Origin of the sequence: Microbacterium sp. Mcb102, assembly GCF_024519805.1 — a bacterium.
Classification (GTDB): domain Bacteria; phylum Actinomycetota; class Actinomycetes; order Actinomycetales; family Microbacteriaceae; genus Microbacterium.
This window is the reverse complement of sequence record NZ_JALJRG010000005.1, coordinates 165,103-190,358: the sequence shown is the minus strand read 5'-3', so window position 1 is coordinate 190,358 and position 25,256 is coordinate 165,103. Positions and strand designations below refer to the sequence as shown.

Annotated in this window: 26 protein-coding genes; 12 read left to right on the top strand and 14 right to left on the bottom strand. The window is 68.6% G+C overall.

Annotation, left to right across the window (positions count from 1 at the left end; all coding sequences use genetic code 11):
* Positions 1-89: 89 nt before the first annotated feature.
* Positions 90-1,274, top strand: coding sequence for an alcohol dehydrogenase catalytic domain-containing protein (locus OC372_RS14265; RefSeq protein ID WP_262002460.1), 1,185 nt, complete (start codon positions 90-92; stop codon positions 1,272-1,274).
* Between the two features lie 12 nt (positions 1,275-1,286).
* Here the strand turns inward: OC372_RS14265 and OC372_RS14260 are convergent, their stop codons facing one another.
* Positions 1,287-1,586: a hypothetical protein gene (locus OC372_RS14260; RefSeq protein WP_262002459.1), complete on the bottom strand. Its 300-nt coding sequence runs from the start codon at positions 1,584-1,586 to the stop codon at positions 1,287-1,289.
* A 1-nt stretch (position 1,587) separates the two neighbouring features.
* Between OC372_RS14260 and OC372_RS14255 the strand changes: the two genes are divergently transcribed.
* The 3 genes from OC372_RS14255 (at position 1,588) to OC372_RS14245 (ending at position 4,220) form a co-directional block, all read left to right on the top strand.
* Positions 1,588-2,913, top strand: coding sequence for a hypothetical protein (locus tag OC372_RS14255; RefSeq protein WP_262002458.1), 1,326 nt, complete (start codon positions 1,588-1,590; stop codon positions 2,911-2,913).
* Positions 2,914-2,997: 84 nt separating this feature from the next.
* Positions 2,998-3,243 (top strand): hypothetical protein, encoded by a 246-nt coding sequence (locus OC372_RS14250; RefSeq protein WP_105711446.1) that lies wholly within the window; start codon positions 2,998-3,000, stop codon positions 3,241-3,243.
* Positions 3,240-4,220 (top strand): SRPBCC family protein, encoded by a 981-nt coding sequence (locus OC372_RS14245; RefSeq protein WP_262002457.1) that lies wholly within the window; start codon positions 3,240-3,242, stop codon positions 4,218-4,220. Before OC372_RS14250 ends, OC372_RS14245 begins: the two co-directional genes overlap by 4 nt.
* Before the next feature lie 67 nt (positions 4,221-4,287).
* On the opposite strand, the gene OC372_RS14240 is transcribed toward OC372_RS14245, so the two are convergent.
* The gene (locus tag OC372_RS14240) at positions 4,288-4,422 is read right to left on the bottom strand and encodes a hypothetical protein (RefSeq protein ID WP_017829963.1); all 135 of its coding nucleotides are present in this window, start codon (positions 4,420-4,422) and stop codon (positions 4,288-4,290) included.
* Between the two features lie 196 nt (positions 4,423-4,618).
* Between OC372_RS14240 and OC372_RS14235 the strand changes: the two genes are divergently transcribed.
* On the top strand, positions 4,619-5,770 hold the full coding sequence (locus OC372_RS14235; protein ID WP_262002456.1) for a calcium:proton antiporter: 1,152 nt from the start codon (positions 4,619-4,621) through the stop codon (positions 5,768-5,770).
* A gap of 19 nt (positions 5,771-5,789) precedes the next feature.
* On the opposite strand, the gene OC372_RS14230 is transcribed toward OC372_RS14235, so the two are convergent.
* Both OC372_RS14230 and OC372_RS14225 read right to left on the bottom strand, forming a co-directional pair.
* Positions 5,790-6,584: an ABC transporter permease gene (locus tag OC372_RS14230; protein WP_029264150.1), complete on the bottom strand. Its 795-nt coding sequence runs from the start codon at positions 6,582-6,584 to the stop codon at positions 5,790-5,792.
* The gene (locus OC372_RS14225) at positions 6,581-7,291 is read right to left on the bottom strand and encodes an ABC transporter ATP-binding protein (RefSeq protein WP_262002455.1); all 711 of its coding nucleotides are present in this window, start codon (positions 7,289-7,291) and stop codon (positions 6,581-6,583) included. Before OC372_RS14225 ends, OC372_RS14230 begins: the two co-directional genes overlap by 4 nt.
* 70 nt (positions 7,292-7,361) lie before the next feature.
* Here OC372_RS14225 and OC372_RS14220 point away from each other — a divergent pair, with 70 nt between their 5' ends.
* The gene (locus OC372_RS14220; RefSeq protein ID WP_029264152.1) at positions 7,362-7,889 is read left to right on the top strand and encodes a helix-turn-helix domain-containing protein; all 528 of its coding nucleotides are present in this window, start codon (positions 7,362-7,364) and stop codon (positions 7,887-7,889) included.
* Here the strand turns inward: OC372_RS14220 and OC372_RS14215 are convergent.
* Positions 7,873-8,139 carry an LPXTG cell wall anchor domain-containing protein gene (locus OC372_RS14215; RefSeq protein WP_262002454.1) on the bottom strand — a complete coding sequence of 89 codons (267 nt, stop codon included), beginning with the start codon at positions 8,137-8,139 and terminating at the stop codon, positions 7,873-7,875. The genes OC372_RS14220 and OC372_RS14215 overlap by 17 nt on opposite strands.
* 104 nt (positions 8,140-8,243) lie before the next feature.
* On the opposite strand from OC372_RS14215, the gene OC372_RS14210 reads away from it, so the two are divergent.
* The 4 genes from OC372_RS14210 to OC372_RS14195 all read left to right on the top strand — a co-directional run bounded on the left by OC372_RS14210 (position 8,244) and on the right by OC372_RS14195 (position 10,396).
* Entirely contained in the window at positions 8,244-8,744 is a 501-nt protein-coding gene (locus tag OC372_RS14210) for a MarR family winged helix-turn-helix transcriptional regulator (RefSeq protein WP_262002453.1), read from the top strand.
* Positions 8,741-9,544: an SDR family oxidoreductase gene (locus tag OC372_RS14205; RefSeq protein WP_262002452.1), complete on the top strand. Its 804-nt coding sequence runs from the start codon at positions 8,741-8,743 to the stop codon at positions 9,542-9,544. Before OC372_RS14210 ends, OC372_RS14205 begins: the two co-directional genes overlap by 4 nt.
* Positions 9,545-9,830: 286 nt before the next feature.
* A complete protein-coding gene (locus OC372_RS14200; protein ID WP_029264156.1) occupies positions 9,831-10,097 on the top strand; it encodes a hypothetical protein in 267 nt (88 codons plus the stop codon).
* Positions 10,094-10,396, top strand: a complete 303-nt coding sequence (locus OC372_RS14195; RefSeq protein ID WP_105711454.1) for a hypothetical protein — start codon at positions 10,094-10,096, stop codon at positions 10,394-10,396. The genes OC372_RS14200 and OC372_RS14195 overlap by 4 nt, the downstream gene beginning before the upstream one ends.
* 67 nt (positions 10,397-10,463) lie before the next feature.
* Here the strand turns inward: OC372_RS14195 and secA2 are convergent, their stop codons facing one another.
* From secA2 to OC372_RS14180, 3 genes are all read right to left on the bottom strand, one after another.
* On the bottom strand, positions 10,464-12,743 hold the full coding sequence (gene secA2 / locus OC372_RS14190; RefSeq protein WP_262002451.1) for an accessory Sec system translocase SecA2: 2,280 nt from the start codon (positions 12,741-12,743) through the stop codon (positions 10,464-10,466).
* Positions 12,744-12,754: 11 nt separating this feature from the next.
* Positions 12,755-13,393 carry a hypothetical protein gene (locus tag OC372_RS14185; RefSeq protein ID WP_146114848.1) on the bottom strand — a complete coding sequence of 213 codons (639 nt, stop codon included), beginning with the start codon at positions 13,391-13,393 and terminating at the stop codon, positions 12,755-12,757.
* 125 nt (positions 13,394-13,518) lie between these two features.
* On the bottom strand, positions 13,519-13,962 hold the full coding sequence (locus tag OC372_RS14180) for a winged helix-turn-helix transcriptional regulator (protein ID WP_105711457.1): 444 nt from the start codon (positions 13,960-13,962) through the stop codon (positions 13,519-13,521).
* Positions 13,963-14,040: 78 nt separating this feature from the next.
* Here OC372_RS14180 and OC372_RS14175 point away from each other — a divergent pair, with 78 nt between their 5' ends.
* A complete protein-coding gene (locus tag OC372_RS14175; protein WP_262002450.1) occupies positions 14,041-15,252 on the top strand; it encodes an MFS transporter in 1,212 nt (403 codons plus the stop codon).
* 9 nt (positions 15,253-15,261) lie between these two features.
* On the opposite strand, the gene OC372_RS14170 is transcribed toward OC372_RS14175, so the two are convergent.
* From OC372_RS14170 to OC372_RS14160, 3 genes are read right to left on the bottom strand one after another with little or no spacing between them, the layout of a single operon-like run.
* The gene (locus OC372_RS14170) at positions 15,262-16,785 is read right to left on the bottom strand and encodes an aldehyde dehydrogenase family protein (protein WP_262002449.1); all 1,524 of its coding nucleotides are present in this window, start codon (positions 16,783-16,785) and stop codon (positions 15,262-15,264) included.
* A 12-nt stretch (positions 16,786-16,797) separates the two neighbouring features.
* Positions 16,798-17,424 (bottom strand): class II aldolase/adducin family protein, encoded by a 627-nt coding sequence (locus OC372_RS14165; protein WP_262002448.1) that lies wholly within the window; start codon positions 17,422-17,424, stop codon positions 16,798-16,800.
* 27 nt (positions 17,425-17,451) lie between these two features.
* The gene (locus OC372_RS14160) at positions 17,452-18,795 is read right to left on the bottom strand and encodes an MFS transporter (RefSeq protein WP_262002447.1); all 1,344 of its coding nucleotides are present in this window, start codon (positions 18,793-18,795) and stop codon (positions 17,452-17,454) included.
* A 98-nt stretch (positions 18,796-18,893) separates the two neighbouring features.
* Here OC372_RS14160 and OC372_RS14155 point away from each other — a divergent pair, with 98 nt between their 5' ends.
* Positions 18,894-19,805 (top strand): sugar-binding transcriptional regulator, encoded by a 912-nt coding sequence (locus tag OC372_RS14155; protein WP_168380822.1) that lies wholly within the window; start codon positions 18,894-18,896, stop codon positions 19,803-19,805.
* Between the two features lie 53 nt (positions 19,806-19,858).
* Here the strand turns inward: OC372_RS14155 and OC372_RS14150 are convergent, their stop codons facing one another.
* The 3 genes from OC372_RS14150 to OC372_RS14140 form a co-directional block, all read right to left on the bottom strand.
* Positions 19,859-20,869: an NAD(P)-dependent oxidoreductase gene (locus tag OC372_RS14150; RefSeq protein WP_262002446.1), complete on the bottom strand. Its 1,011-nt coding sequence runs from the start codon at positions 20,867-20,869 to the stop codon at positions 19,859-19,861.
* Between the two features lie 21 nt (positions 20,870-20,890).
* Positions 20,891-22,435 carry an FGGY-family carbohydrate kinase gene (locus OC372_RS14145; protein WP_262002445.1) on the bottom strand — a complete coding sequence of 515 codons (1,545 nt, stop codon included), beginning with the start codon at positions 22,433-22,435 and terminating at the stop codon, positions 20,891-20,893.
* Positions 22,436-22,598: 163 nt separating this feature from the next.
* The coding region (locus tag OC372_RS14140) for an LPXTG cell wall anchor domain-containing protein (RefSeq protein ID WP_262002444.1) at positions 22,599-25,256 on the bottom strand (2,658 nt) is incomplete at its 5' end.

The window sequence follows — 25,256 nt, the reverse complement described above, 5'->3', positions numbered from 1 at the left end:
ACGGAGCGCGGTACTTCTGTCAACCCGGTTGGCGGCGGCGCATCGTTCGACGAGCGTGGGCCGACACGGACCGATGATCGGAGGACACCATGAAGGCACTCACCTGGCAGGGGAAGCGGAGCGTGACGGTCGAGGAGGTCGCCGATCCGGTCATCCAGGAGCCCACGGACGCCATCATCCGTGTCACCTCCTCCGCGATCTGCGGATCGGATCTGCACCTGTACGAGCTGCTCGGCCCCTTCCTCGACCGCGGAGACATCCTCGGCCATGAGCCGATGGGCGTCGTCGTCGAGGTCGGCGCGGGCGTCACGAAGCTGTCGGTCGGCGACCGCGTGGTGATCCCGTTCAACATCTCGTGCGGCGAGTGCTTCCTCTGCCGGCGCGGACTGCAGTCCCAGTGCGAGACCACGCAGGTGCGGGAGTACGGCAGCGGGGCGGCGCTGTTCGGCTACACGAAGCTCTACGGCCAGGTGCCGGGCGGACAGGCCGAGTACCTGCGGGTGCCGCTCGCCGACTACAACCACATCCCCGTGGCGCCCGACCTGCCTGACGAGCGCTACCTCTTCCTCAGCGACATCCTCCCCACGGCCTGGCAGGGGGTCGAGTACGCGCAGGTGCCGGAGGGCGGGACGCTCGCCGTGATGGGCCTCGGGCCGGTCGGCCAGTTCGTGTCCCGCGTCGGACGGCACCGCGGGTATCGAGTGCTCGCGGTCGACCCGGTACCGGAGCGGCGGGCGATGGCGGAGCGTCACGGCATCGAGACGTTCGACCTGACCGACACCGTGGTCGAGGAGCTGCGGGACCTGACCGAGGGGCGTGGTGCCGACTCGGTGGTGGATGCCGTGGGGCTCGAGGCGCACGGCAACTCGGGAGTCGAGTTCCTGCAGAAGGCGGTCGGCCTCCTTCCCGACCCCGCTGCTCGCCAAGTGTTCGACAAGGCGGGCGTCGACCGGCTCGCCGCCGTCTACGCCTCGATCGACGTCGTGCGCCGCGGCGGAACCGTGTCGCTGAGCGGTGTGTATGCAGGGGACGCCGACATCATGCCGATGAAGACCCTGTTCGATAAGCAGATCACCCTGCGGATGGGGCAGTGCAACGTGAAGAACTGGGTCGACGACCTGCTGCCGCTCGTGGAGGATCCCGCTGATCCGCTCGGCGTCATGGACCTGACGACGCATCACGCACCCCTCGAGGACGCGCCCGACCTCTACCGCACGTTCCAGAAGAAGGAGGACGGCTGCATCAAGGTCGTCCTGCATCCGTCGACCGTCTGAGGGCGGAGGGGCTCAGGCTCGGCTGCCGGGGTCCCCGTCGTCGCGGTTCGCCTCGTCGACGTCGGCACGGCGGGGGCCGATGCCGGGTTCGTCATTGTGAGTCGACTCGTCCGGGACCGACGAGCGCGACTCGGGGTCGACACGCACCGCCTCCACAGCCCCGGAGTCGGCGCCGGCGCCCCCCGCCGGCACGCCGTCGGCCGGAGCGGAGTCGCCGGTCCCGCGTTCGGCCAGGTGCGCGGCGATGCTGTCGCGGGCAGCATCTGGCATGTCGTCGTGCTCGTGGGCAGGTGGCTGATCAGGATTCGACATCGTGGTCTCCTCTCTCGGAACGACCACGATCCGCCGCTTCCGGCCGCAGCACACGCCCGTTGACAGCGGTGCCGGCGCTGGCGTATCACTCTCCGCTCCCAGGTTCGGCATCTATAATGTTAGGCGGTGTTGTCGGGACGCAGTCCCGAAGACCGACAGGGGGAGAATCATGGCCGAACGAACCGCGCTGGCGGGCGCACCCGCCTCCAGAAGACTCAGGCGCGGGTGGATCGCACTCATCGTGGTGGTCATCCTCGTGGTTGTCGGCGCGGCCGTGGTGTGGTTCGGCGTCAAGAAGCTCCCCGGCACGCACTATGCAGAGCTCGACGACACCGATCAGCGCATGTTCACGTCTTTGAGCACCCTCTACAAGCAGTTCCAGGCCGACCCTGCGGCGATCTGGTCGACGGGCTACCGTTTCGACGAACAGCCCCTGACACTGATCCGCCGCGACGAGGTGGGCGGTGTCATCTGGCACTATGCCTACCTCATCAACATGTCGGACGTGATCGACACCACGGGAATGCAGAAGATCGACTTTCCCGACGGCGCCTTGCCGGAGGATGTGCGCGTGACCAAGACCCTCGGGACAGCATCATTGCCGTTCTGGGCGCCTTTCAATTTCACCATCGAGACGCTCGGGGACACTCCCGTGCTGACCTTCAAGTACTCCGCCGACGTCCTGGACGGAGCCGGCGACCCTGCCCACGAATTCGGGACTTTCCTGCTCCATGAAGCCTTCCACGTGGGCAAGCAGCAGGAATGGACGTACGACCGCGGGGCGGAGGGCGACCGCATCTTCGACTACCCGACGTCAGCCGAGCAGCTGGCAATGCTGCGCACCGAGTTCGCGATCCTCGATTCCGCCACTGGCGTCACAGATCCCGCCCGCATGGAGATCGCCGCCCACGACCTCGCGCAGATCCGCGTCGCACGTTATGAGAAGTGGCCGGAATTGCGCGTGCAGGACAACACCGAGGCGATCGAAGGCACGGCGAAGTATGTCGAACGACGCATGTCCGACCTCACGCATGGCGATATCAACATCCTTACGACCCAGCCCGGCGGGACCGCGACCTTCGTGTCTGTTCTGGACTACATCGAGGAAAACGAGCAGTTCGAGATCCTGGAACGCGACATCGCTTACGAAACAGGTGCCCAGCTGGGCTACATGCTCGACGTGATCGAGCCGACCTGGAAGCAGAAGATCGAACCCGCGCCGACCGGTGAGGGCTTGACGCCGTTCCAGACGCTCCAGCGCCGTGTCTCGGTCGAAACCGCGCCCACGCCGCAGGAGATTCTCCAGATCCAGGCTCGGTACCCGTGATCATCGGCCGAGGGACACTTCACGTCGTGACAATCTAAGCAACTCGGGTTGACATTCTTGCGTCGAGCAACGTAGGTTGACAGCATGGAATCCCTCGATGTCGCACAGGTCGCGGCCGATACGACCGACCCGCGCGCGGGACTGCGGGCGGTCGCCTCGCTGCGCACCCTCGCCGATGCCCTCGAGCTACGCCAGGTCGAAGCCGGATTGCGCTCCGGCATGAGCTGGCAGGCCATCGCCGATGCCCTGGGCGTCACGAGACAGGCGGTGCACAAGAAGCACTCGAAGCGGATCGACCCCACCATCACCGTCCCTCGGAGGAACTCATGAGCCGGCTCACGCACGCCGCCGCCACGATGCACACCCTCTCGCTCGCGGCGATGGAAGAGGCTTCGCGCTTCGGCGTCCGCGACACCGACATCGATCACCTCCTCCTCGCGCTGACGATCGATTCCGAGACCGGCGGCCAGACCCTCCGCGGAATGGGCGTCAGCCTGGAGGCAGCGCGCGCAGCCGTCGCGGCGCAGCACGCGTCTCAACTCGGGCTCGTGGGCATCGCCACCGATCCGGACAGTCCGGGTCGCATCGTCTTCCACGAGACCAGCGGCTATGAATGGACGGATCGCGCGATCACGGTGCTGAAAGACGCGTCGAGCGGCGAGCGGCGCGGTGACTCGGCAGCCGTGCTCCGTGCTCTGGTCGACGAGCCGAGCGGGCTCATCGACCAGATCCTGAGACGACTCGACACCGATCCCGACACTCTGCGAACCCGGCTGGACGAGGTGCAGCGGCTTCGCCTCATCGCCCCCTCCCCGGCGGGCGATCAGAATCTCTCCGGTTCCCGCTCGGTCTTCGTGCCCGCGCCGATCGAGGATGTGTGGGCGCTGCTGTCCGCTCCCGCCCGCATCCCCGAGTGGGACCAGGGCATCGCCGCGGTCGATGCGGACGACGAGACGAGCGGGTCGTGGGAGGCGGAGACCGCGACGACCCTGCCCGACGGCAAGCCGATGCAGGTCAAGGATGAGTTCCGGCGCCAGCGCGTGCACCTCGCCCAGCGCGAGGAGCCGACGAGCATCCAGTGGCTCTTCACTCACCCCGATGCAGCGCGCTCGAATCCGCGGTCGGTGGCGTTCGCGCTCGAACATGCCGCCGGCGGAATGCAACTCCGCGTGACCCTGACATGGCTGACCCCTCCGAGCCGCGGCGGCCGTCGCATCGTCCGCGTGCTGATGAAGCCGCTCTTTCGCTTCGTGCTCTTCATCCAGCTCACGCAGCTCGAAAGCGGCATCACCCGCGTCTTCCGCTGACGCCCGAACGCCGGCGGCGCATCACCCGCATCCGGGACGATGCGCCGCCGGCCGGGCCGGATCCCCGTCAGCCCTTCGCGCCCTTGCGGGGCTTGATGAACTCGGCTGGTGCGTTCTTCTCCCGCTTCGCAGCTCGCTTCTCCTTGAGCGAGAGCTGCGGCGCCTTCTTGCTGTCGCGACCCTGGATGGACTTTCCGGACATGGTTACTCGCTTCCCCTTCGGTGGCTGGCGTAACCTCCGACCATAGCCAGCGCCCAGCGGAAGTCAAATTTCCTCCTGATCGGGAAATTTTTGCTAAGCTTGTGGAGTCAGAAAGTGCGTTGACACAACGCTGCGACCGGGACGACCCGCTCGCGGTCATCAGTCGGGGACGGCCCCACCTCGAAGGAGTCCGGCGATGTCACGCACGGAGCTTAAGCAGTTGATCGGCGTCACGGATATCGTCCGAGTCGCCCTCGGATGGGGCGCTTTCGCGGCTCTCCTCCTCCTCCACCCGGTGCTGGCGCCGCCTGTGCCGGGACCTGTCCTCGTGATCGCTCTCCTCGGGATCATCGCCGTGATCCTCGTCTGCGCATTCGGCGTGGTGAAGCAGGCCGAGGCCCTCGCACATCGACTCGGCGACCCCTACGGATCCCTCGTCCTGACGCTCTCGATCGTGCTGATCGAGGTCATCCTGATCTCGGCCGTCATGCTCGGACCGGGCGAGCATACGACCATCGCCCGCGACTCGGTCATGGCCGTCGCGATGATCATCATGAACCTCGTGATCGGTCTGGCACTCCTCCTCGGCGGGCTCCGCCACCGCGGCATGGCCCACAACCGCACCGGCACCTCGGCCTACCTGTCGATGCTGGTGGTGCTGGTCGCCCTCGCGTTCGGACTCCCTGCCCTGATCGGCGCGGACGGTTCGTACACGACGGGGCAGGAGATCCCCATCATCGTGCTCACCCTCGTGCTCTACGCGTTCTTCCTCTACCGGCAGATGGGCGCACAGGCGAGCGACTTCACCGAGGTCGATCCCCGGCTGCTGCAGAGCGCCGAGCGTCAGGAGAAGGCGGAGGACACCGGCGGGATCCGGCAGGTGCTGGCCGAGCACCGCACGGAGGTCCTCGTGCGCCTCGGGCTCCTGGTGGTCACCGTCATCCCGATCGTGCTCCTGTCGCACGACATGGCGGCGCTGCTCGACGACGGTCTGGGCCGGCTCGGCGCTCCGGTCGCTCTCGCCGGCGTGGTCATCGCGGGCATCGTGTTCCTGCCGGAGTCGATCACCGCGGTGCGCGCCGCTCTCGGCGGTGAGGCCCAGCGCGTCAACAATCTGTGCCACGGAGCACTGGTGTCGACGGTGGGCCTCACCATCCCCGCGGTTCTCATCATCGGGATGCTCACCGGCCAGACGGTCGTCCTGGCGGAGTCTCCGGCGAACCTGCTCATGCTCGGGGTCACGCTGCTGCTCTCCGTCACGACGTTCGCGGCGAAGCGGGTGACCGCGATGCACGGCGCCGCGCACCTGGTGACGTTCGCGGTCTACGTGATCGTCCTCTTCAGCTGAGGCGTGCGGCGGGGCATACTCAGGCGATGTCCCGCCGCAGCGGCACCGCCAGGGCGACCAGAGCGCCCACGGCCGTGTATCCGAGCAGGATGAGCGCGCCGAGCATCGGCGACACCAGCGGGGCGGCGGCGAGCGGCGTCTGTTCGGAGATCGCATCGGTCAGGAACGTGAAGCGCGTGAGCGACGCCGTCGCGCCGCCGGGCAGGTACGAGTAGAGGGCGTTGACTCCGGGGACGATCATGATCACGTTCTCGAGGAAGTAGAAGTACCCGAGCACGATGCCGATGGCGACGATCTGGTTGCGTGCTAGCGCACCGATCGCCACCCCCAGCAGCACGTACACCGCCGAGGCGACCGCCAGCTTGCCGAGAGACAGGAGCAGGTCATCGACGCCGATCGCGAGAGGGACACCGCGCACAGCCGCGGCCGACACGAGGACGAGCCCCGTCGTGAGCGAGGACAGCACCCCGTAGACGAGGCCGACCAGCGCGAACACCACGAGCTTCGCGCCCAGCACCCGCCCGCGGCGCGGAACGGCCAAGAAGGTCGTCCCGATGGTGCGATGCCGATACTCGCCGGTCACGGCCACCGTGCCGATCAGCGCCGGGATGAACAGGGTGACGGTGGAGAGGCCGAGGATCAGGCCCGCACCCTCGGCGGTGTCGATGCCCGGCATGGGCGGGTTGGCGTTCTCCGGCCCGACGATCGCGAGCACCCCGGAGAGGAAGGCGGCGACCACGACGGCCGTGACCGCTGTCCACAGCAGCAACCGGGTCGAGGTGACGCGGATCAGCTCTCCGCGCAGCACGCTCACGCCGCCACCTCCTGGGTGATCTGCAGGAAGGCCGCCTCGAGCGACTCGCGCCCGGAGATCGTCTCGGCGAGCGTCCCGGACCAGCGGACGCGGCCCCGGTCGAGCACCACGACGTCGTCGACCGTGTGCTCGAGCTCGTTCAGCACGTGCGAGGACAGCAGAACCGTCCCCCCGGCGTCGGCGAAGTCGCGGAGGAAGGAGCGGAGCCAGGCGATACCCGCGGGGTCGAGTCCGTTGAGCGGCTCATCGAGCACGAGGATCTCGGGCTCTCCGAGGAGGGCGGTCGCCAGCCCGAGGCGCTGGCGCATCCCGGTCGAGAACGTCCCGATGCGTCGGTCGGCGTACTCGAGAGCGCCGACTTCGGCGAGAGCCTGCTCGACACGCGTCTTCGGCAGCCGACTGAGAGCGGCGTACGTGCGCAGGTGCGCGCGGGCGGTCATCCTCGGGTTCGCGCCGGCGATGTCGATCAGCGCACCCACCGTGCGCGCGGGCGCGTACAGCGCTCGGTAGGGGACGCCGTCGATGAGCGCGGACCCGGCATCGGGGCGGGCCAGTCCGAGCAGCACCCGCAGTGTCGTCGACTTGCCCGCGCCGTTCGCACCGAGAAGACCCGTGATGCGACCTTTCTCGGCGGCGAAGTCGGCGTCGCACACCGCCTCGACCGTGCCGTAGCGCTTGGTCACACCCGTGACCTCGATGGCTGCCATATCTGATCCCTCCCCGTAAACTGACTACAGAACGAGAACATTATCATAGTGATAATAATGGAGGCGTCCCGTGACCCCAGAGACTTCGATCGCCGACGTCATCCTGCACCCCGTACGCATCCGCATCGTCCAGCAGCTCGGCGGACGCGACCTGACGACCGCCGAGCTCCGCGACGCAATCCCCGACGTGTCGCAGCCCACGCTCTACCGGCATGTCGCCGCCCTCATCGACGCCGGCGTCCTCGCCGTGGCGAAAGAGCGGAAAGTGCGGGGCACGACCGAGCGCACGCTCACCCTCGGCGACCGTATGGCGCACGTGCCGGAGGCCGAGCTGCAGGCGATGAGCGACCTGCAGCTCCGTTCCGCATTCCTCACGTTTCTCGGCGATCTCGCCGGCCGATTCGACCGCTTCGCCGACCAGGAGGCTCCGGGCGCGCGTGGCTTCCTCGGCTTCGGCTCCGTCCCGCTCTATGTGGACGAGGCCGCGCTGGAGCAACTGCAAGCCGGACTGGCCACGCTGATCGCTCCCTACACGACAGAGCAGGGCGAGGGGCGGCGCCGGGTCGGCCTCAGCATGATCGTCATTCCTGAGGACTGAGCCCCCGACCGACCAGATCGCCCCGTCGCCGGCGGATCAGGACAGCTCCCGCCAAGAGGAGGAGTGCTCCGAGCGCGGCGTACAACGACGCGGAGGACCCGTCCAGCCCGGTCGCCGGCATCGCGCCGCCGTCATCGCCGCCGCCATCCGGAGTCGGATCCGGAGGCAGCACCGGGTGCACGTTCGTGATCGCGGCGACCTGAGAGGTCGGTGGTTCGGCTCCCTCGCTCGCGGGCGTGGTGATCGTCACGCTGATCACACCGTCATTCGGGAGCACCAGGGAAGGTCGCCCGCCACTCCCGGATGCGCGGCATCAACAGTTGCCTCACGCAACTGAGCTGATATTGTCGAACCATGGCGGTCGACAGAGAGATCGAGAGCATCCGCGACTCGCTCGTGCGGGTGGTGGCCGAATGGAGTCGCAACGACCTGCAGGCCTCGGTCGCCGCGGAGCTCGACGCCCCTCTGGATGCCACCGAGGTCCGCGCGCTGTACACGGTCGGTGCGGGCGGCGGCTCCCTCGGATTCAGCGAGCTCGCCGAACGAGCGTCTCTGTCGCGCCCGACCGCTTCGAAGCTCGTCTCCCGCATGTCCGCCCAGGGGCTCTTCGATCGAATCCGCTCCGGGCGCACGGTCGTGGTCCGGCTGACGGATGACGGCATCGAATCATATGCGCGACTCGTGGCCGCTGGGCAGCAGATGGTGGGCGAGGCCCTCGCGGGCTGGGCTCCGCACGAGATCGCGGACTTCCAGACCAGGCTCAGTCGTTTCGTCGTCGCACTCCCGGGAGCGTCTCGAGCGACGGTCTCCCCCGTTCCACCCGACACCGTCCCATCAACTCAGGAGGAAACATGACACGCACCTACGTCATCACGGGCGCCGCATCCGGCATCGGCGCCGCCACTGCTCAGCTGCTCCGCGCGCAGGGACACACCGTCATCGGCGTGGACCTCGCCGGCGTCGAGGTCTCCGGCGATCTGTCGACCCCCGACGGCCGCCGGGCGGCGGCGGAAGCGGTCATCACGGCTGCCGGCGGCATGATCGACGCGGTGATCGCGTGTGCCGGCATCGCCGCGCCGATCTCGAAGACGATGGCCATCAACTACTTCGGCGTGACCGAGTTCCTGGAAGCGCTTCAGCCGACGTTGAGCCTGGCGGACCAGCCGCGCGCCGCCGTGGTCTCGTCGATGGCCTCGCTGCAGCCGGTATCGGCCGAACTCGTCGACGCCGCGCTGAGCGGCGACGAGGCGCTGGCGCTGTCGATCGGCGACCAGCTCGCGACCACCCCGGAGGCCGGATTCCTGAACTACTCGTCGAGCAAGCGCGCACTGTCACGCTGGGTCCGCCGCGAATCCGTGACACCGGCATGGGCCGGCGCCGGGATTCCGCTGAACGCCGTCGCCCCCGGCACCGTCACCACGCCGATGACGGCAGGGCTGCTCGGGAACCCGGAGGGTCTGGCGCAGGTCGACGCCGCGGTGCCGATGCCGCTCAACTACCATCAGCCGGCGTCGTCCATCGCCGAACTGCTGGTGTGGCTGACGAGCCCGGCCAACACCCACATGGCCGGCCAGACCATCTATTGCGACGGGGGCGCCGACGCGGTGCTCCGCGGCGATGACATCTGGTCGTGGAACGACGCCCCTCGCCGCTGACGCGCAGGGGATGACCGGGCCCGATCCGCAGCGGATCGGGCCCCTTTCGCATTTCATCGTCTCCGTTATTTTGAATGACTCAAAATAACGTGATACGGTCGGAGGGAACCGGACGGCCAGATCGTCCTTCCCGCGTCGACATCCGACAGTCTTCGGGAAGGCCCCTGGCCGCAGGACCGCGCGCCGTCCACCGAGGCACCTCGCCCCAGGGCTATTCGGCGTGCCCGCGCACGAGACCGAGTGCACCCGCATTCGACGGCGTCCGGTGAGACGAGAGGAACCACTGATGGAGGAGACCCGAACCGGCTGGAAGCCGAACCCGGTGTTCAGTTCGATGCCGCACTCGATGGGCCGCGGCTCACGCGAAGACATCGTGTGGGAGGCGCTCGAACGCGTGAACGGCAAGCCGACGCCCACGATGGGCGCGATGCAGGCCGCCATGGGAAACGAGTCGCAGATCCGCATCGTCCAGGACACGATCCGCGCCTATCTCGACGCGCACGGCCTCCGCGATCTCGCCGAGCTGGGCGCCCGTGCCGGGGGTGCCGCGTGAAGGCCCGGCCGGCGCAGGCGGACCTGACCCTGCGCATCCGCCCGACGGACCTGTGCCGCACGCCGCCGAAGAGCCCGGCTGCCGATCAGTTCGTCGCGCACCTCTGCTCGACCGGGCTCGGCAGCGTCTCCTACATCGTCGGTCGACGTGATCCCGAGGCGCCCCAATGGATCGTCCTCGACTACGCCACCGGCGGTCACGAGCGAGTGTGGCGCCGGACGCGAGCGCACGGAGACGGCGTGCTGTCGTACACCCTCGTCGAGGACGACTCCTCGAGCGGGTACCTCACTGTCGCCTGAGGGGAGCGCCCTGGGATCCGGATCGGAAGGGGTGCCGGAACCCCGCGGAAGGCGGACCGTCGCGTCGTCAGCGGCGTCTCCGCCGATCCGACCACATCGAGCGGAGTGCGTCCGCGGCCCGTGAAGCGGCGTCTCCGAGAGGGTTGTCGCTCACCATGTACGTCCATGTCGCTGAGGGCCTGCGCTGTCGTGCCGCGGCGAGCGCCGCGTCGATGTCCACGACTCCCGCACGGACGATGAGCCGAATGGCTTCGCCGTAGGCGTGCGTGAAGAATCCTTCGAACTCAGCCAGCGCCAGGCGATGGAACTCATCCAGGGGATTCTGGCCGCCGAGTGCGCGGAGGTGGATGCCGTCGCGCACAGACTGGAGCATCAGCAGGTGCTCGCACCACGCGTCATCGAGACTGAGGACGGCGATCTCGCGCACGGCATCCGTCACGACGGAGTCGGTCGGATCGAGCCCCGCGCCCACGCTCCCCATCTGCTCCCACAAGTGAGCATCGGAGGCCAGGAGACGCTTCCGCTCGGCCAAGACGGTATCGCGCTGTCGCGTGATCGCGCGGTTGTATCCCCACGTGGCCCGGTGCGCATCGGCGCGCACTGCCTCGGAGATGTCCTGCGCCGTGGCAACGATCTGCCCTCGCCGCTTCGGTGAAACCGATCGGGGCGAAGCGATCTGGTCTCGGATCGTGCGCGTGGCCGTGGTCTCGATCAGCTCATCGTGGATGCTGCAGATGCGCATCGCGACACCGGGGTCGCCCTGCCGACCCGAGCGCCCCCGCAGCTGCGCGTCCAGTCGCCGCGAGGGGTAGAGCCCGACCTGAATCACGGCGAGACCGCCCACCGCGGCGACGGCGTCGTGGTCGACGGCAGCCGCACCCCCGAGGAGGATGTCGGTGCCGCGTCCGGAGATCTGCGTAGAGATCGTCACGGCGTTCCGCTCGCCTGCTCGAGCGACGGTGTCGGCTTCGGTCTCGTCGTTCTTCGCGTTCAGCACCCGCAGCTCCAGACCACGCGCCGCGAGTTCCTGCGCGATGTTCTCTGACTGCGCGATGCTCTGCGTGCCGACGAGGACCGGTTGCCCGATCGCATGCCGGCGCTCCACCTCGGCGGCCACCGCGGCAGACACCTCTTCCTCGGAGTCGAGGACGAGGTCGGGCTCATCCACCCGCGCCTGAGGCAAGCGCCGTTCGACACGGCCGCATTCCACCTCGTAGAACTCAATCAGCTCCTCGGCCACGGCCAGCATGGTTCCGCTCATGCCGATGAGGGAGTCGTACCGCATGAGCAGATCCTGCACAGTCAGCGTGTCCAGGATGATTCCGGAACCGCTGGCCGGAAGACCCTCCTTCGCCTCGACGGCCGCGTGCAAACCGTCCGGCCAGCGCTGCCCGTCTGCGATGCGTCCACGACTCGTGTTCACGAGGCGCAGTTCCCCGTCTTCGATCACATAGTCGACGTCGCTGTGCATCAGCACCTTGGCATGCAGTGCGAGATTGAGCCCGGTGAGGAGGGGGATGTTCTCCGCGGCGTACAGGTTCACCCCGCCGAGCTCCGACTCGAGGGCGTCGAGAGCATCATCCGTGAACGAGACGGTTGCCGCATCCCCGTCGACGACGTAGTCCGTGCCCTCGGTGAGTGCACGGACGAAGGCGGCCGCCTGGGCGGGATCGTCCTCGGTCGTGTGTGCGCTCCCCGCGAGAACGAGGGGCACGAGCGCCTCATCGATCATGACCGCGTCGGCTTCGTCGACGATCGCCACATCCATCCGCGGAGCGACACGTTCCGCATCGTGCACGCAGAACCGGTCCCGGAGCACGTCGTATCCGACCTCGCTGACGCTCACGTACGTGACATCGGCGAGATACGCTTCGCGGCGCTCTTCGGAGGTGCTGGATTCCTCGACCGCCGACACGCATATGCCGAGCGCGGCATAGAGCGGACGCATCCACTCCGCATCCCGACGGGCCAGGTAGTCGTTGACGGAGACGACATGCACCGAGTGTCCGGCCAGCACATGTGCAGCAGCCGCGAGTGCGCCGGCCAGGGTCTTCCCCTCTCCGGTGTCCATCTCCACTGCGAAGCCGGCGAGCATCGCGGCGGCCGCCCGTACCTGCTCCCGGAAAGGATCTACTCCGAGAGTGCGACGCGCGGCGGCGACGGCAAGGGCGAGCGCATCGGCGCGCGTTCCCGAGAACGCCTGTGCTCGATCGAGGAGCTCCTGCGAAGAGAGGGCGTCCAACTCCGGCTGGAACGAGAGAGCGTTCGCCACCGTGGGCTCCATCGCCGAGAACGAGATCGTCCCCGGCAAGCCGACGGCGCTGCGCAACCACTTCGGTGCCTTCATGCGACCCTCGGTCATCCCCCGAACACGACCACTGAACCGGCCCGCGACCTGGCGGCCCGGAGCGCCACGGCGCCCAGCGCTCCGGTGGCGAGGATGCGCGCCAAGGTCAGCACGTTCGAGACGAGGATCATCGCGCCTTGGTCGGTCACACTGCCGGACAGGAAGGCGCCCTGGAGCAGCGACCCGAAGACCACGGCGGCGAGCGCAATCGCCGGAATGAACCTCCAGGGTTTCGGCAGCGGACTGCGGAGGACTCCGGCGACGATCGCACCGCTCAGCCCCAGCTCGACGAGAGCGTTCAGGTAGAGCGGTGCCGCCGAGGCGATTCCGAATGAAGCGGTCAGCGCCGGCGGAGCCACGGGAAGCCAGACGGCGAGGAGGAAGAGCGAGATGATCGCTGCCCTCGGCAGGCGGAGGGTGTCGTCGTGGCGCGCAGCTCCGACGCCGGCGGCGACGAGCGCGAGACTGAAGGTCAGTGTCACCGCGGTCGAGACCCCGCTGAGAGCACCCAGGTCAAGTGAACCCGGAAGACTGCGGAACGCGGCCAGCAGGGCCGAGGCGATGAACAGCGCTCCGGATGCCAGCCACCATGGCGACCACCGCGACGGTGCGTGGTCGACCCCGATCACCGGGGAATCAGGTCCACTCATCGTTCACCGCTTCATCGTCCAGGGGCAGGTCCTGCGTTCCACCCTGTCAGAAACCGCAGAGCAGCGCCCTAAAGCCCGGACCCAGGGTCCTACCGGGCCGACTTCGTCGCGAAGGCAGGACGCACTCACCTCACGACGCGGGTGTTGCCACTGGTCAGCGGCGCACCGTCAGCGCCGAGGGGCGCAGATGCGACCACCCGCTCACCCGCCGCATCGACGAGAGTCGAATGAGCTTCCCCGGCAGCGAAGGCATGGCGCTCTCCCCAGCCCCGCAGGGCGAGGATCACCGGGAAGAGCTCCTCTCCGGCAGCGGTCAGTTCATAGTGCTTCCGCTTGGCCGGGGGAGCATCGACCTGCTCGACGAGCCCGTACGCGGCGAGGCGGCGGAGCCTGTCGGCGAGGATGTTGCGCGCGATCCCCGTGCGCTGCTGGAAGTCGGTGAACGTGCGGGCGCCGTCCATGGCATCGCGGATGATCAGCATGCTCCAGCGGTCGCCGACCAGGTCGACGGTGCGCGCGACGGGACAGGTCGGATCGGTCCACTGCGGACGATCGGGGGCATCGCTCATGAGATCTCCAAGAGTTGCAATCTGCAACCATTATGCCCTACGGTCACTTTGGTAGCAATTTGAAACCAAAGGATTTATGTGGATCTCCGGAAGAAGACACTGCTGGCCGCCATCTGCGCCGTCGCCGTCGCGACGGTCTATGCCGCGCAGCCCGTGCTCGCGCAGATGGGGCGAGACCTTCAGCTGCCGACCGATGCGCTCGGCTGGCTGGTGTCGGTGGGGCAGCTGGGCTACCTCGTCGGGCTCGTCCTGCTCGTTCCCCTCGGCGACCGCTTCGACAGGCGGAGGCTGATCGCCCTCCATCTCGGCCTCGTGGCCGTCGGGATGCTCGCGGTCGCACTCGCTCCGGCCGCGGGCGTCGCGTTCGCCGGCCTCACACTCACGGGGATCTTCGCCGTCGTCGTGCAGACGACCGTGGCCTACGCCGCAGCGGTGTCGGATCCCGGCGAGCGCGGACGGAACCTGGGCTTCGTGACGTCGGGCGTCGTCGTCGGCATCCTCGGCTCGCGGCTGATCGCCGGCGTGCTGGCCGATCTCTGGGGGTGGCGCAGCATCTACGTCGTCCTCGCGGCCCTCTCGATCGTGCTGGGGGTCGCAGCACTACGCCTGCTGCCCACCGATGTGCGCCCGCCATCCCGCCACCACAGCGTCCTCGTCGGAGGCATCGGCCGCCTGCTCACCGAACCCGTCTTCCTCAGCCGCGGCGCGATCGCCTTCTTCCTCTTCGCCTCGTTCGGAACGCTCTGGAGCGGGATGGCGCTGCCCCTGTCGGAGGCGCCCTGGGAGCTCTCCGAGACGCAGATCGGGCTCTTCGGCCTCGCCGGCCTGACGGGTGCTCTGGGCGCCGTTCGCGCGGGCCACTGGGCGGACGGCGGTAAGGCGAATCGCGTGACCGGTCTGGCACTGGTCGCACTGGTCGCCTCCTGGGTGCTGATCGCACAGCTCACGTGGTCACTGACGCTGCTGATCGTCGGCATCGTCGTGCTCGACTTCGCGGTTCAGGCCGTGCACGTCAGCAACCAGCACACTCTCACCACGCTGCATCCGGATCGGGTCTCCACGACCATCGGCGGGTACATGATCTTCTACTCGCTGGGATCTGCCGTCGGCGCCGTCACCACGACCGTCTCCTTCAGCGCGTGGGGATGGGCCGGATCCTCGATCCTGGGCGCGGTGTTCGCCGCCGCGGCTCTCGTCGCGTGGGGACTCGGACTTCTCTTCGTCGGGAAGCCCCGGAGTGGCGAGCCGGACTCAGCACGCCACTCCGGCCCAATCACGCAGCGGGGATGATCGGCGACATCAGTGCGCCAGGTTGGTCCAGACCGTGCGCGTCTCCAGGTACGACTCCAGGTTGGCGTGACCCATGTCCCTGCCGTAGCCCGACATCTTGAATCCGCCGAAGGGGGCGGCCGCATCGGTCGCACCATACATGTTGATGTAGACGGTTCCCGCCTGCAGGAGTCGTGCGAGTCGGTTCGCCTTGCTGATGTCGCGCGTCCAGATGCCCGCCGCGAGGCCGTAGGGCGAGTCGTTCGCCCGGCGCGCGATCTCGTCGATGTCGTCGAAGGGCTGCGCCACCACGACGGGGCCGAAGATCTCTTCACGCACGGCGGTGAAGGTGTCGTCCACGTCGGTCAGTACGGTCGGACGGATGTAGAAGCCCCCGGGGATCGCGGCATCGGGGAAGGCGGATCCTCCCGCGGCGACCGTGGCCCCCTGTTCCTGAGCGCCGTCGATGTACCCGAGGACGCGCTCGTGCTGGCGGGTGGAGATGACCGGTCCGATCTGCGCCGACGGGTCGAAGCCGTGGCCGACCGTCATCGACGAGGCGATGTCGGCGAGCCGACCGACCACATCGTCGTACGAGCGCTTCTGCACGTACAGCCGCGAGCCCGCCGCACAGGCCTGACCGGCGTTGAAGAAGATCGCGCTGGCCGCAGCGGCCGCCGCCTCTTCGACCGGGCTGTCGTCGAAGATGATGTTCGGGCTCTTGCCGCCGAGCTCCAGTGTCACTCTCTTCACCATCGGAGCGGCACGCTGGGCGATGCGCGTACCCACAGCCGTCGATCCGGTGAAGGCCACCTTGTCGACGTCGGGGTGGTCGACGAGCGCCTCACCGGCCTCGGCACCGTATCCGGTGAGGATGTTGAGGACGCCCTTCGGCATGCCCGCTTCGAGCGCGAGCTGCCCGAGGCGCAGCAGAGACAGCGGGGTGTTCTCGGCGGGCTTCATGACGATCGTGCAGCCCGCGGCGAGCGCGGGAGCGATCTTCCACACACCCATGAGCAGCGGGTAGTTCCAGGGCACGATCTGCGCGACGACTCCGACCGGGACACGTTCGGTGCGCACCATCGCATCCGTCACGGACACGGGGATCGTGTTGCCCTCGATCTTCGACGGCCAGCCGCCGAAGTACTCGAAGTGGTTGATCGCGAGCGGCAGGTCGACGCTTGCGGCCGCGCCCTTGAGCTTGCCGCCGTCGAGCACCTCGAGCTCCACGAATTCGTCGGCGCGCTCCTCGAGCAGGCGGGCGAGACGCAGGATGATCCGTCCGCGATCGAGCGCGCTCATCTTCCGCCAGGGCGCATCCGGTGCGAAGGCCCGACGCGCAGCCTGCACCGCGCGGTCGGCGTCCACCGCATCCGCCGCCGCCGACCGGGCGATGACGGCACCGGTGCCCGGATCGACGATGTCGATGGTGCGTCCGGAGTGGGCTTCGACGAGCTCCCCGTCGATGAGCAGGCGAGGAGGCTGGGCGAGGAAGCGCTTCGTCGCCTCGCTGATGTCGGGATCGATGCTGATGTGCGTGGGGACGGTCGTCATCGCGGCTCCTGTTCAGGCGTGGTGCAGGGCGGCGAGCGCCTCGGCGGGGAAGGCGGACTCGGTGTCGCCGAGGAGCAGCGCGCGGTAGGTCGCGGTGGCCGCCTCCTCGAGGTTGAGCGCGCGGCGGAAGGCCATGCTCACGGAGTCGCCGAGGGCGGAGCAGCCGTGGTGGCCCATGATGATGCAGTCGTGGTGCGCGGCCTGCTCGGCGGCGGAGTCGGCGAGCTCGTCCGATCCGTTCGGGTAGTACGGAGTGGTCCCGACCGAGCGCACGTAGTAGGCGTGGTCGAGGGTGATCAGGCGCACGTCGTGACCCAGGGCGTTCAGGAGCACCGCGTGCTGCGGGTGCACATGCACCACGGCGTTGACGTCGGACCGTGTGGCGTAGCTGCGCTGGTGCAGCTTCCACTCGCTCGAGGGGCTCGGGGAGCCGCTGACGACCTCACCCGACAGGCTCATGACCGAGAAGTCCTCGGGCGTGAGCCTGTCGAGCCAGGTGCCGGAGCCGGTGACCACGAAGGTGTCCTCATCGATGCGCGCCGAGATGTTGCCTCCGGAGGCGAGGGCGAGCCCGCGGGCGACGATGTCGACGCCGACGGCCGAGAGTTCTTCGATGAGTGATTCCACACGCGTGGTCATGGGTGACTCCTTGTCAGGGTGGGGGATTCAGGCGGTGACGGCGCTCGGGGCGGGGTTCGCCGAGACGACGTCATCCGCCTCCTTGGGCGCCTTCAGCAGGAACGTCAGGCCGAAGCCGACGAGGTAGAGCACGGCGATGATCCAGACGGTGCCCTCGACGCCGACGGGAGCGGCGAGGCCCGCGATGACCGGCCCGATGAACTGGCTGAGGCCGGCGCCGAGGTTCAGGATGGCGACCGCGGCAGCCTTGTTCTTGGGGGCGAGCAGCGGGACGATCGCCGACAGCGGCACGAACATGCCGAGGGCCAGGCCGTAGACGATGGCGATCGCGATCGTGACCAAGAAGTTGGGTCCGATCAGGGTGGGCACGTAGAAGAGGGCGAGCACGGTGACGAAGCATCCGATGCCACCGGCCCAGGCGACCACGTTCACGCGACCGATCCAGTCGGCGAGGTAGCCGGAGAGGAGGTTCGCGGCCACGTTCGCGGCGAGCATCGTGCCCCAGATGATCTGCCACTGCGCCAGGTCGAAGCCCACGTCGCGGACCATGTAGGTCGTGAGGAACACGACGAACGCATAGAAGGAGAGCGTGTTGATGATGCGGATCACGCCGCCGACGCCGACCTTCGGGTTGGTCGCGACGATGGTGAGGGAGCTGACGACACCCTTCACGCTGCTGGCGACGGTGACCTTCTTGGTCACGGGATTGCGCAGCAGCACGAGCACCATCACTCCGCCGACGACCACGAAGGCGAGCGCCATCCACAGCGTCGCGAGCTCGCCGATGATCGGGATGACGGCCCCGGCGAAGTAGGAGCTGAGCACGCCGAGTCCGAGCGTGGAGAAGAACCAGTACCAGCCGACGGCGCGACCCATCACCTGCTCGTCGGTGTCGATCGTGACCCAGACCAGGAACCCGTAGGCGAACATCGGGTAGCCGAGCCCGCGGATCCCGAAGGCGAGGAGCATGATCTCGAAGTTGCCGGCCATGACGCCGAACACGAGGAAGAGCACCTCGAAGACGACCCAGATGCCGAAGCCGAGCATCATGACGCGCTTGGGGCCCCAGGCTTCGGCCAGGGCGCCGCTCAACCAGGCGGCCACCGCGACGACGATGCCGTAGACCGACCAGAGGAGGGCGATCTGACCGCCGTCGAAGCCGCGCTCGTCGAGGTACGGCGAGAGGAAGCCGGCCTCGATGCCGTCGCCGATCATGAAGATCGTCAGGGCGACGAAGCCCCAGGCGATGGGCCGCGAGATGCCCTGAGAGCTGAGGAGGCGCGCGAAGCGGCCCTCGGCGGGAGGTGATGCGGGGGTGACCATGGGTGTCTCCTCGTTGAGCGCGTAGAGATTTCGGGATGTGGTGTACATTTGTTCAGCATCGTGAACGAATGCCCATGGACATCTTGGGCACGTGCCGCGGAATTGTCAAGCAGGACCGGAGGAGTCGGCGTGGGAGGATGTTCAGCATGCTGATGGGTCGCGTGGCGCGCATGTACTACGAGCTGGGGCTCACGCACCAGGAGATCGCCGACGCACTCGGCCTGTCCCGCGTCCGCGTCACGAGACTGCTCGCCGAGGCCCGCGACAGCGGCATGGTCGAGATCATCGTGCACGTCGAGGAATCGCTGTTCGCCGCCGAGGAGCAGGCGCTGCTCAGCCGCTACGGACTGCGCCAGGCCTGGATCGCCCCGAGCGTGGACGACCCCGCGAAGGCGTCCCGCGCGATGGCGACGGTCGGCGCCGAAGCGCTCGCGAGCGTCATCGACAAGGACACCACGGTCGCCATGGGTCTCTCCACGGCGGTCGCCGCGGTGGTCGACGCCTTCCCGGCCCGCTCGCTCGGGGCGCGTTTCGTGCCGCTCACCGGATCGAGCAGCGGTCTCGCGAACGGCGCCAACCCGCACGAGCTGACCCTCGCCCTGGCCCGCCGCACCGACGGCTCGGCCTTCCACCTCCCCGCCCCCCTGGTCGCCGCGACACCTCAGGCCGCGGAGAGCGCGTACGCCGACCCTGGAGTGCGCGACGTGCTCGCTCGGGCGGCCGAGGCCAGCACCCTGATCGCGGGCATCGGCAGCACGCACGACAGCCGCGGACTGCTCTTCGGGTCGCTGAGCGAGCGTGAACGAGCCGCGCTCCACGAAGCCGGAGCGATCGGCGACATCGGCGGGCGCTTCTTCGATGCGAACGGAGCACCGGTCCGCGGCGAGCTCGACTCGCGCGTCGTCGGGCTCGACCTCGATCAGCTTCGCGCCATCCCGCACCGCCTCGCGATCGCGGCGGGCGCGGCGAAGCTCGATGCCGTGCGCACCGCGCTCTCGAGCGGCATGGTGAACATGCTCGTCACCGACTCGAACACCGTCACGGCGCTGCTCGACTGACGCGCCCAGAAACGGACCGCGCGACGCACGATCCGCTCCCCGCGTTCAGGCGCTCAGCCGACGGCGGCGAGAGCCTTCTCGTTCGCGGTTCCGGGAACGCGCTGCCCGGCGAGCCAGCCCCGCAGCGCCGCCGCAGCGATGCGCGAGTGCTCGACGATGACGTCATCCGAGGCGCCCGCGATGTGCGGCGTCAGCGTGACGTTGTCGAAGGTGAAGAGCTCGTGATCCTGCGGGAGCGGCTCCTGGTAGTAGACGTCGAAGCCGGCGCCGGCGATCCGGCCGTCGCGCAGGACGGCCATCAGTGCCTCCTCATCGATGATCGCGGCGCGGCCGGCGTTGATCAGATAGGCGTCCGGGCGGAGGAGCGCGAGCTCGCGCTCACCGAGAAGCCCCTCGGTCTCGGGCATCAGCGGCACGTGCACGGTGACGATGTCGGAGGTCGAGAGCACCTCGTCGAGGGGCACGACGCTGGCCTCGTCGCCGAACGCATCGGGGGCGAGGAACGGGTCGTACACCTTGACGGTCATGCCGAATCCGCGGGCGCGGGTGACCATCCGACGGCCGATCGCGCCGCCGCCCAGGATGCCGAGGGTGCGCCCACCGAGCCCGATCGAGCGGAAGACCTCGTAGGGCTCGAACACGTCGTCCTCGGTCCAGTTGCCGGCACGCAGCCAGCGCTCCGACTGGCTCACCTTGCGGACGGTGGCCAGGAGCAGGGCGAAGCTCAGATCGGCCGTGACCTCGGCGTTGCGACCGGGGGTCGTGAAGACGGGGATGCCGCGGGCCGTGCAGGCGTCGAGGTCGACGTTCGCCGGCTTGGCGCGGCAGGAGACGACGGCCTTGAGCGCCGGAGCCTTCGCGAGCGCGCTCTCGTCGACCACGTCGAGCTCGGCGATCACGACATCCGCTGCGGCGAGCGCGTCGTCGACTCCACGGTCGGCGAGGGATCCGCCGTCCATGGTCGGGTCGATCAGGGTGACGTCGAAGGCGTCGGCGAGGGAATCGGCGATGCCGGCGTCGAACGGAGCGGTGATGAGCACCTTCGGGCGGGACGTTTCAGTCATGTGTCTTCTTTCAGGTGGTGGTCAGTGAGCCGAGGACTCGGGAGCGGGATGCTGCTCGGCGCTCTCGCGGAGGCGGCGGAGTCCGCCCCAGTGCGGGCGCAGAGCATCGCGCGTCGCGAGGAAGAGCGCATACGCGTCGTCGTACAGCGCGGTGCGGGCGGCGTCCGGAGAGAAGGTCGTGGTCGACGGCGTCAGTCGGCGCGACGCGTCGTGCAGGTCGTCAGCCAGGCCGACCGCGGCCATCGCGAGCATGGCGACGCCGCGGGCGCCCACCTCCGGTTGGTCTTGACGCACGATGTCGCGAGCCAGGACGTCGGCCAGGATCGTGCACAGGAGGTCGGAATCGGAGCCTCCTCCGCAGACGAGCAGGGGGCCTTCCAGCCCCAGCGCGTCGGTGGACTCGCGCAGGCTGAAGGCCAGGCCCTCGTAGACGCTCCGCAGCAGCTGACCCGGTGTCGTGGTGACGCTCATCCCGAGCCAGGATGCCGAGGCGTCGGGGGCGAAGAACGGAGCTCGCTCGCCACTCGGGGCGCCGTAGGGGAGGTAGATCACGCCCCCGCTGCCCGGCGCGACCGCAACGGCCTGCTTCTCGACGACGACCCAGTCCTCGTCCGCCAGACCGAGCGTGGCGCGCACCCAATCGAGGTTGGGGGTACCGGTCATCGGGGCCATGGACTCCAGAACCTGGGTCCCTCGACCGGTGGCGAGCACGATGCTCGATTCGCTGCGCACATCGGCGCGCGAGGCGTGGTTGATGCCGACGAGGCTCGTGGTGCCGAGGATGGCGTAGCCGCGGCCATCGTCGAGCACGCCGAGTCCGACGCCGGCAGCCGCGGTGTCGACGACTCCGACGACGACGGGCAGCCCCTCGGGGAGCCCCAGCGCCGTGGCCACTCTCGGCTCGACCCGGCCGGCGATCTGCTGGGGGTCCAGCACCTCCGGTAGGTATTCGCGCACGTGCTCCTGTCCGAGTGCGGTGAACAGCTTTTCGGCGTAGGCCCCCGTCGCGGTGTCGAGGTAGGTGCGCGAGGCCTCGCTGGGATCCGTCGCGCGGCGGCCGGTGAGCTTGAAGCGCAGCCAGTCCTTGCAGTTCAACTGGGTCACAGCCCGCTCCCGCAGGGTCGGATCCGCCGCCATCAGCTCGTCGACGAGGATCGGCAGCGCGCCGGAGAAGAGGGGAGAGCCGGTGGCTTCATGGACGGCTGCTGCGCGCCCGTCATCCAGCCACTCATCGAGGCGCTCGTGACCGCGCCCGTCCAACCAGAGGGCCGCGGGGCCGACGGGTCGACCGTCGGCATCCACCAGCCAGGCGCCGTCGCCCTGGCCGGTCACACCGATCGCGACGATCTCCGCGTCGCCGATGTCATCGACCACGGCAGCGATCGTGGACGCCGCGGCATCCCAGATGTGGTTCATGTCGGCTTCGGCGCGCCCGTCTTCGGCCCGCTGCACGCGCACGCTCGAACGGGAGACGCTCGCGATGCGACCGTCGAGATCGAAGGCGACGGTCTTCACCGATGTGGTGCCGGCGTCGACGCCGAGGATGATGCGAGTGCGGCTCTGCACACTGAACTCCGAACAATAGTGCGGGCTGGTGATCTATTGTTCAGTATAGCTCGGTGTCGGGGGAGCGCAACGGTGGGTCGTCGGCCGGGCCGCGGACACGGGGGCGGCACACGCAAACCCGGGTGCCGGCCGGAAGGCGGGCACCCGGGTTCGCGGCGCTGACCTACTCGATCGCCTGACGCCGACGGCGGATCGCCACCAGGAGCCCGCCCGCGAGGAGCAGAACGACACCGGCAGCCAGTGCACCGACGGCCACCTGGCCTCCGGTCACCGCGAGTGGATCCGGCTCACCCAGCGGATGCGTGGTGCACAGGCCGTTCCCCTCGACGCAGATCGGTTCCTCGCCGGTCACCGCGATCACGTTGCCGAGACTGTGGTTCCCCTGGTCCGCCCATGGCTGCACAGTGACCACGTATGTCACGGTGACCGTGCTTCCGGATGCGACCGAGCCCGTGATGCGGATGGTCCGCCCCTCGACCGCCGTGGCCAGCGCGCCCGTCGACGCCTGGGGTCCGCGGGTCAGTGTCGCATCGTCGAGGACATCGGTCAGGTGATCGGTGTAGTCCACGTCTGCACCCGCCGCATCCGGGTCGGTCGAGACGTTGCGGAACGTCACGGTGTACTCCACCTGCTGCCCTTCCTCCACCTCGGTCCCCGACGCGGGGTCGGCCGACTTCACGACCACCACGCTGCTGACGTGATCCACGGTGCAGTCGGGGAACTCCTCGCCCTCGGCGACGACGCACTCGGCCGGTGGGGCCGCGTCGGGGTCGAGGAGGTAGTTCGACAGGCGGTCGTCGCCGCGCTCACCGTCCGGGTTGACCGTCGCCTGGTAGGTGACGGTCACGGCATCTCCGGGTTCGAGCGAGCCGGTGATCCCGAAACGCCCGTCGACGATCCCGGAGACGGCGAGCGCGGCATCCGAGCTCACCGGATCCGACGTGACGGTCGCATCATCGAGGACGGTCGTGAGATCGTCCTCGCGGTCGACCGTGACGGGCCCGGTGCCCACGCTCTCGAAGTGCAGCGTGTAGGTCACGACCTGCCCAGGCACGACCGTGCCTCCGGAGGCCGGGTCGACCGTCTTCCAATCGCGCAGCTCGCCGATGAAGTGGTCGGTGCCGGGCGGCACGAACGGGTCGCAGTCGGGGTCGCCGTCGGCGCACACGTACGGCGGGACGTCCGGGGTGAGGACGTTGGCGAGGATGTTGTCGCCGCGGTCGCCGTCCGGCAGCACCGTCACCTGGTAGGTCACCGTGACGACGGTGCCGGCGGGAAGCGAGCCCTCGATGCGGATCTGCTCCGCGTCCGCATCGAATATCGGCGTGATGCCGGCGACATCCGCGGTCGGGCCTGCTGTGAGCGCGGCATCGTCGAGCACCTGCGACATGTCATCCGACGATGCCACGTCGCCGGCGCCCTGGCCGCTGTTGGTGAACGTCAGCGTGTAGGTGACGATCTGGCCCGCCTCCACGGTCGTCCCGGCGACCGGGTCCGATGACTTCTCGGGAGTGATCCGTGGCAGATCGATGTCCACCGGCGGGGTCACCGGGTCGCAGGCCACATCCGGCGCGCACACCGGCGTGGCCGTGTTGACCAGATCCGTATCTCCAGCGTTCGTCACGGTCACGGAGTAGGAGATCGACACCGATTCGCCGACGGCGACCGGACCCGACCAGGCGAGCACCGAACCCTCCAGGGTCGGAGCCGGCACCAGCGACTCATCTGACGCCACCGCTGCGGCGTCGCCGTTGTACGAGGCGTCGTCGATCACATCGATCAGATCGTCCGTGAAGCCCGCCGGGACGAACGACGTGTACGCGCTCTCCCCGTCGTTGGTCACGGTGACCGTGTACGTCACGACATCACCGGTCCGTACGCCCGCCGTCGCATCCGCGTCCTTCTCTACCGAGAAGTGGCGGATCGGATTCGATGTGTCCGGGCATTCTTCTGCACCGCACGAGCCGTCCGGGTTCTGCAGGACGTTCGCGAGGACATGGTTCTCCTGATCGGCGAACGCGCTCACCGTCACCGAATAGGTGACCGTGTACGTCGCTCCAGCGGGGATCGATCCGGTGACCACCAGATCGGTTCCCTGCAGTTCTGCGGTCAGCGCCGCGTTCGATGGCGTGATCGAGCCCGCGACCAGCGCCGCGTCGTCCAGCACGTCGGACAGGTCGTCGACCTTGTCCACCGTCGATGCCGCAGCCCCCACACTCTCGAACGTCAGGGTGTAGGTCACGACCTGCCCGACATCCACAGCTGTGCCGGACTCCGGGTCCACGGTCTTGTCCACCGCGAGCTGGCCGACCGGGTGCTCCGTGCTCGGCGGCACGAACGGGTCGCAGTCCGGGTCGGTGTCGCCGCACACGTAGGGCGGCACATCCGGGGTCAACACATTGGTGAGGACGTTGTCCCCCCGTTCCCCGTCGGGCAGCACCGTCACCTGGTACGTCACCGTGACGACCGCGCCCGCAGGGAGCGACCCCCCGATGCGGATCTGCTCGGCACCCGCGTCGAGCGTCGCCGTGATGCCGGCGACGTCCGCGATCGGGTCCGTCGTGACCTCCGCGTCGTCGAGCACCGCGGAGAGGTCGTCGGTCGAATCCACATCACCGGCGGCCTGGCCGCTGTTGGTGAACGTCAGCGAGTAAGTGATGACGTCACCGGCGACCACACCCGAGCCCGAGACCGGATCGGATGACTTCTCGGGGGTGATGCGCGGCAGGTCGATGTCCACCGGCGGCGTCACCGGGTCGCAGATGACGCCCGGTGCGCACACGGGCGTCGCCGCATTGATCAGGTCGGCGTCGCCGGCGTT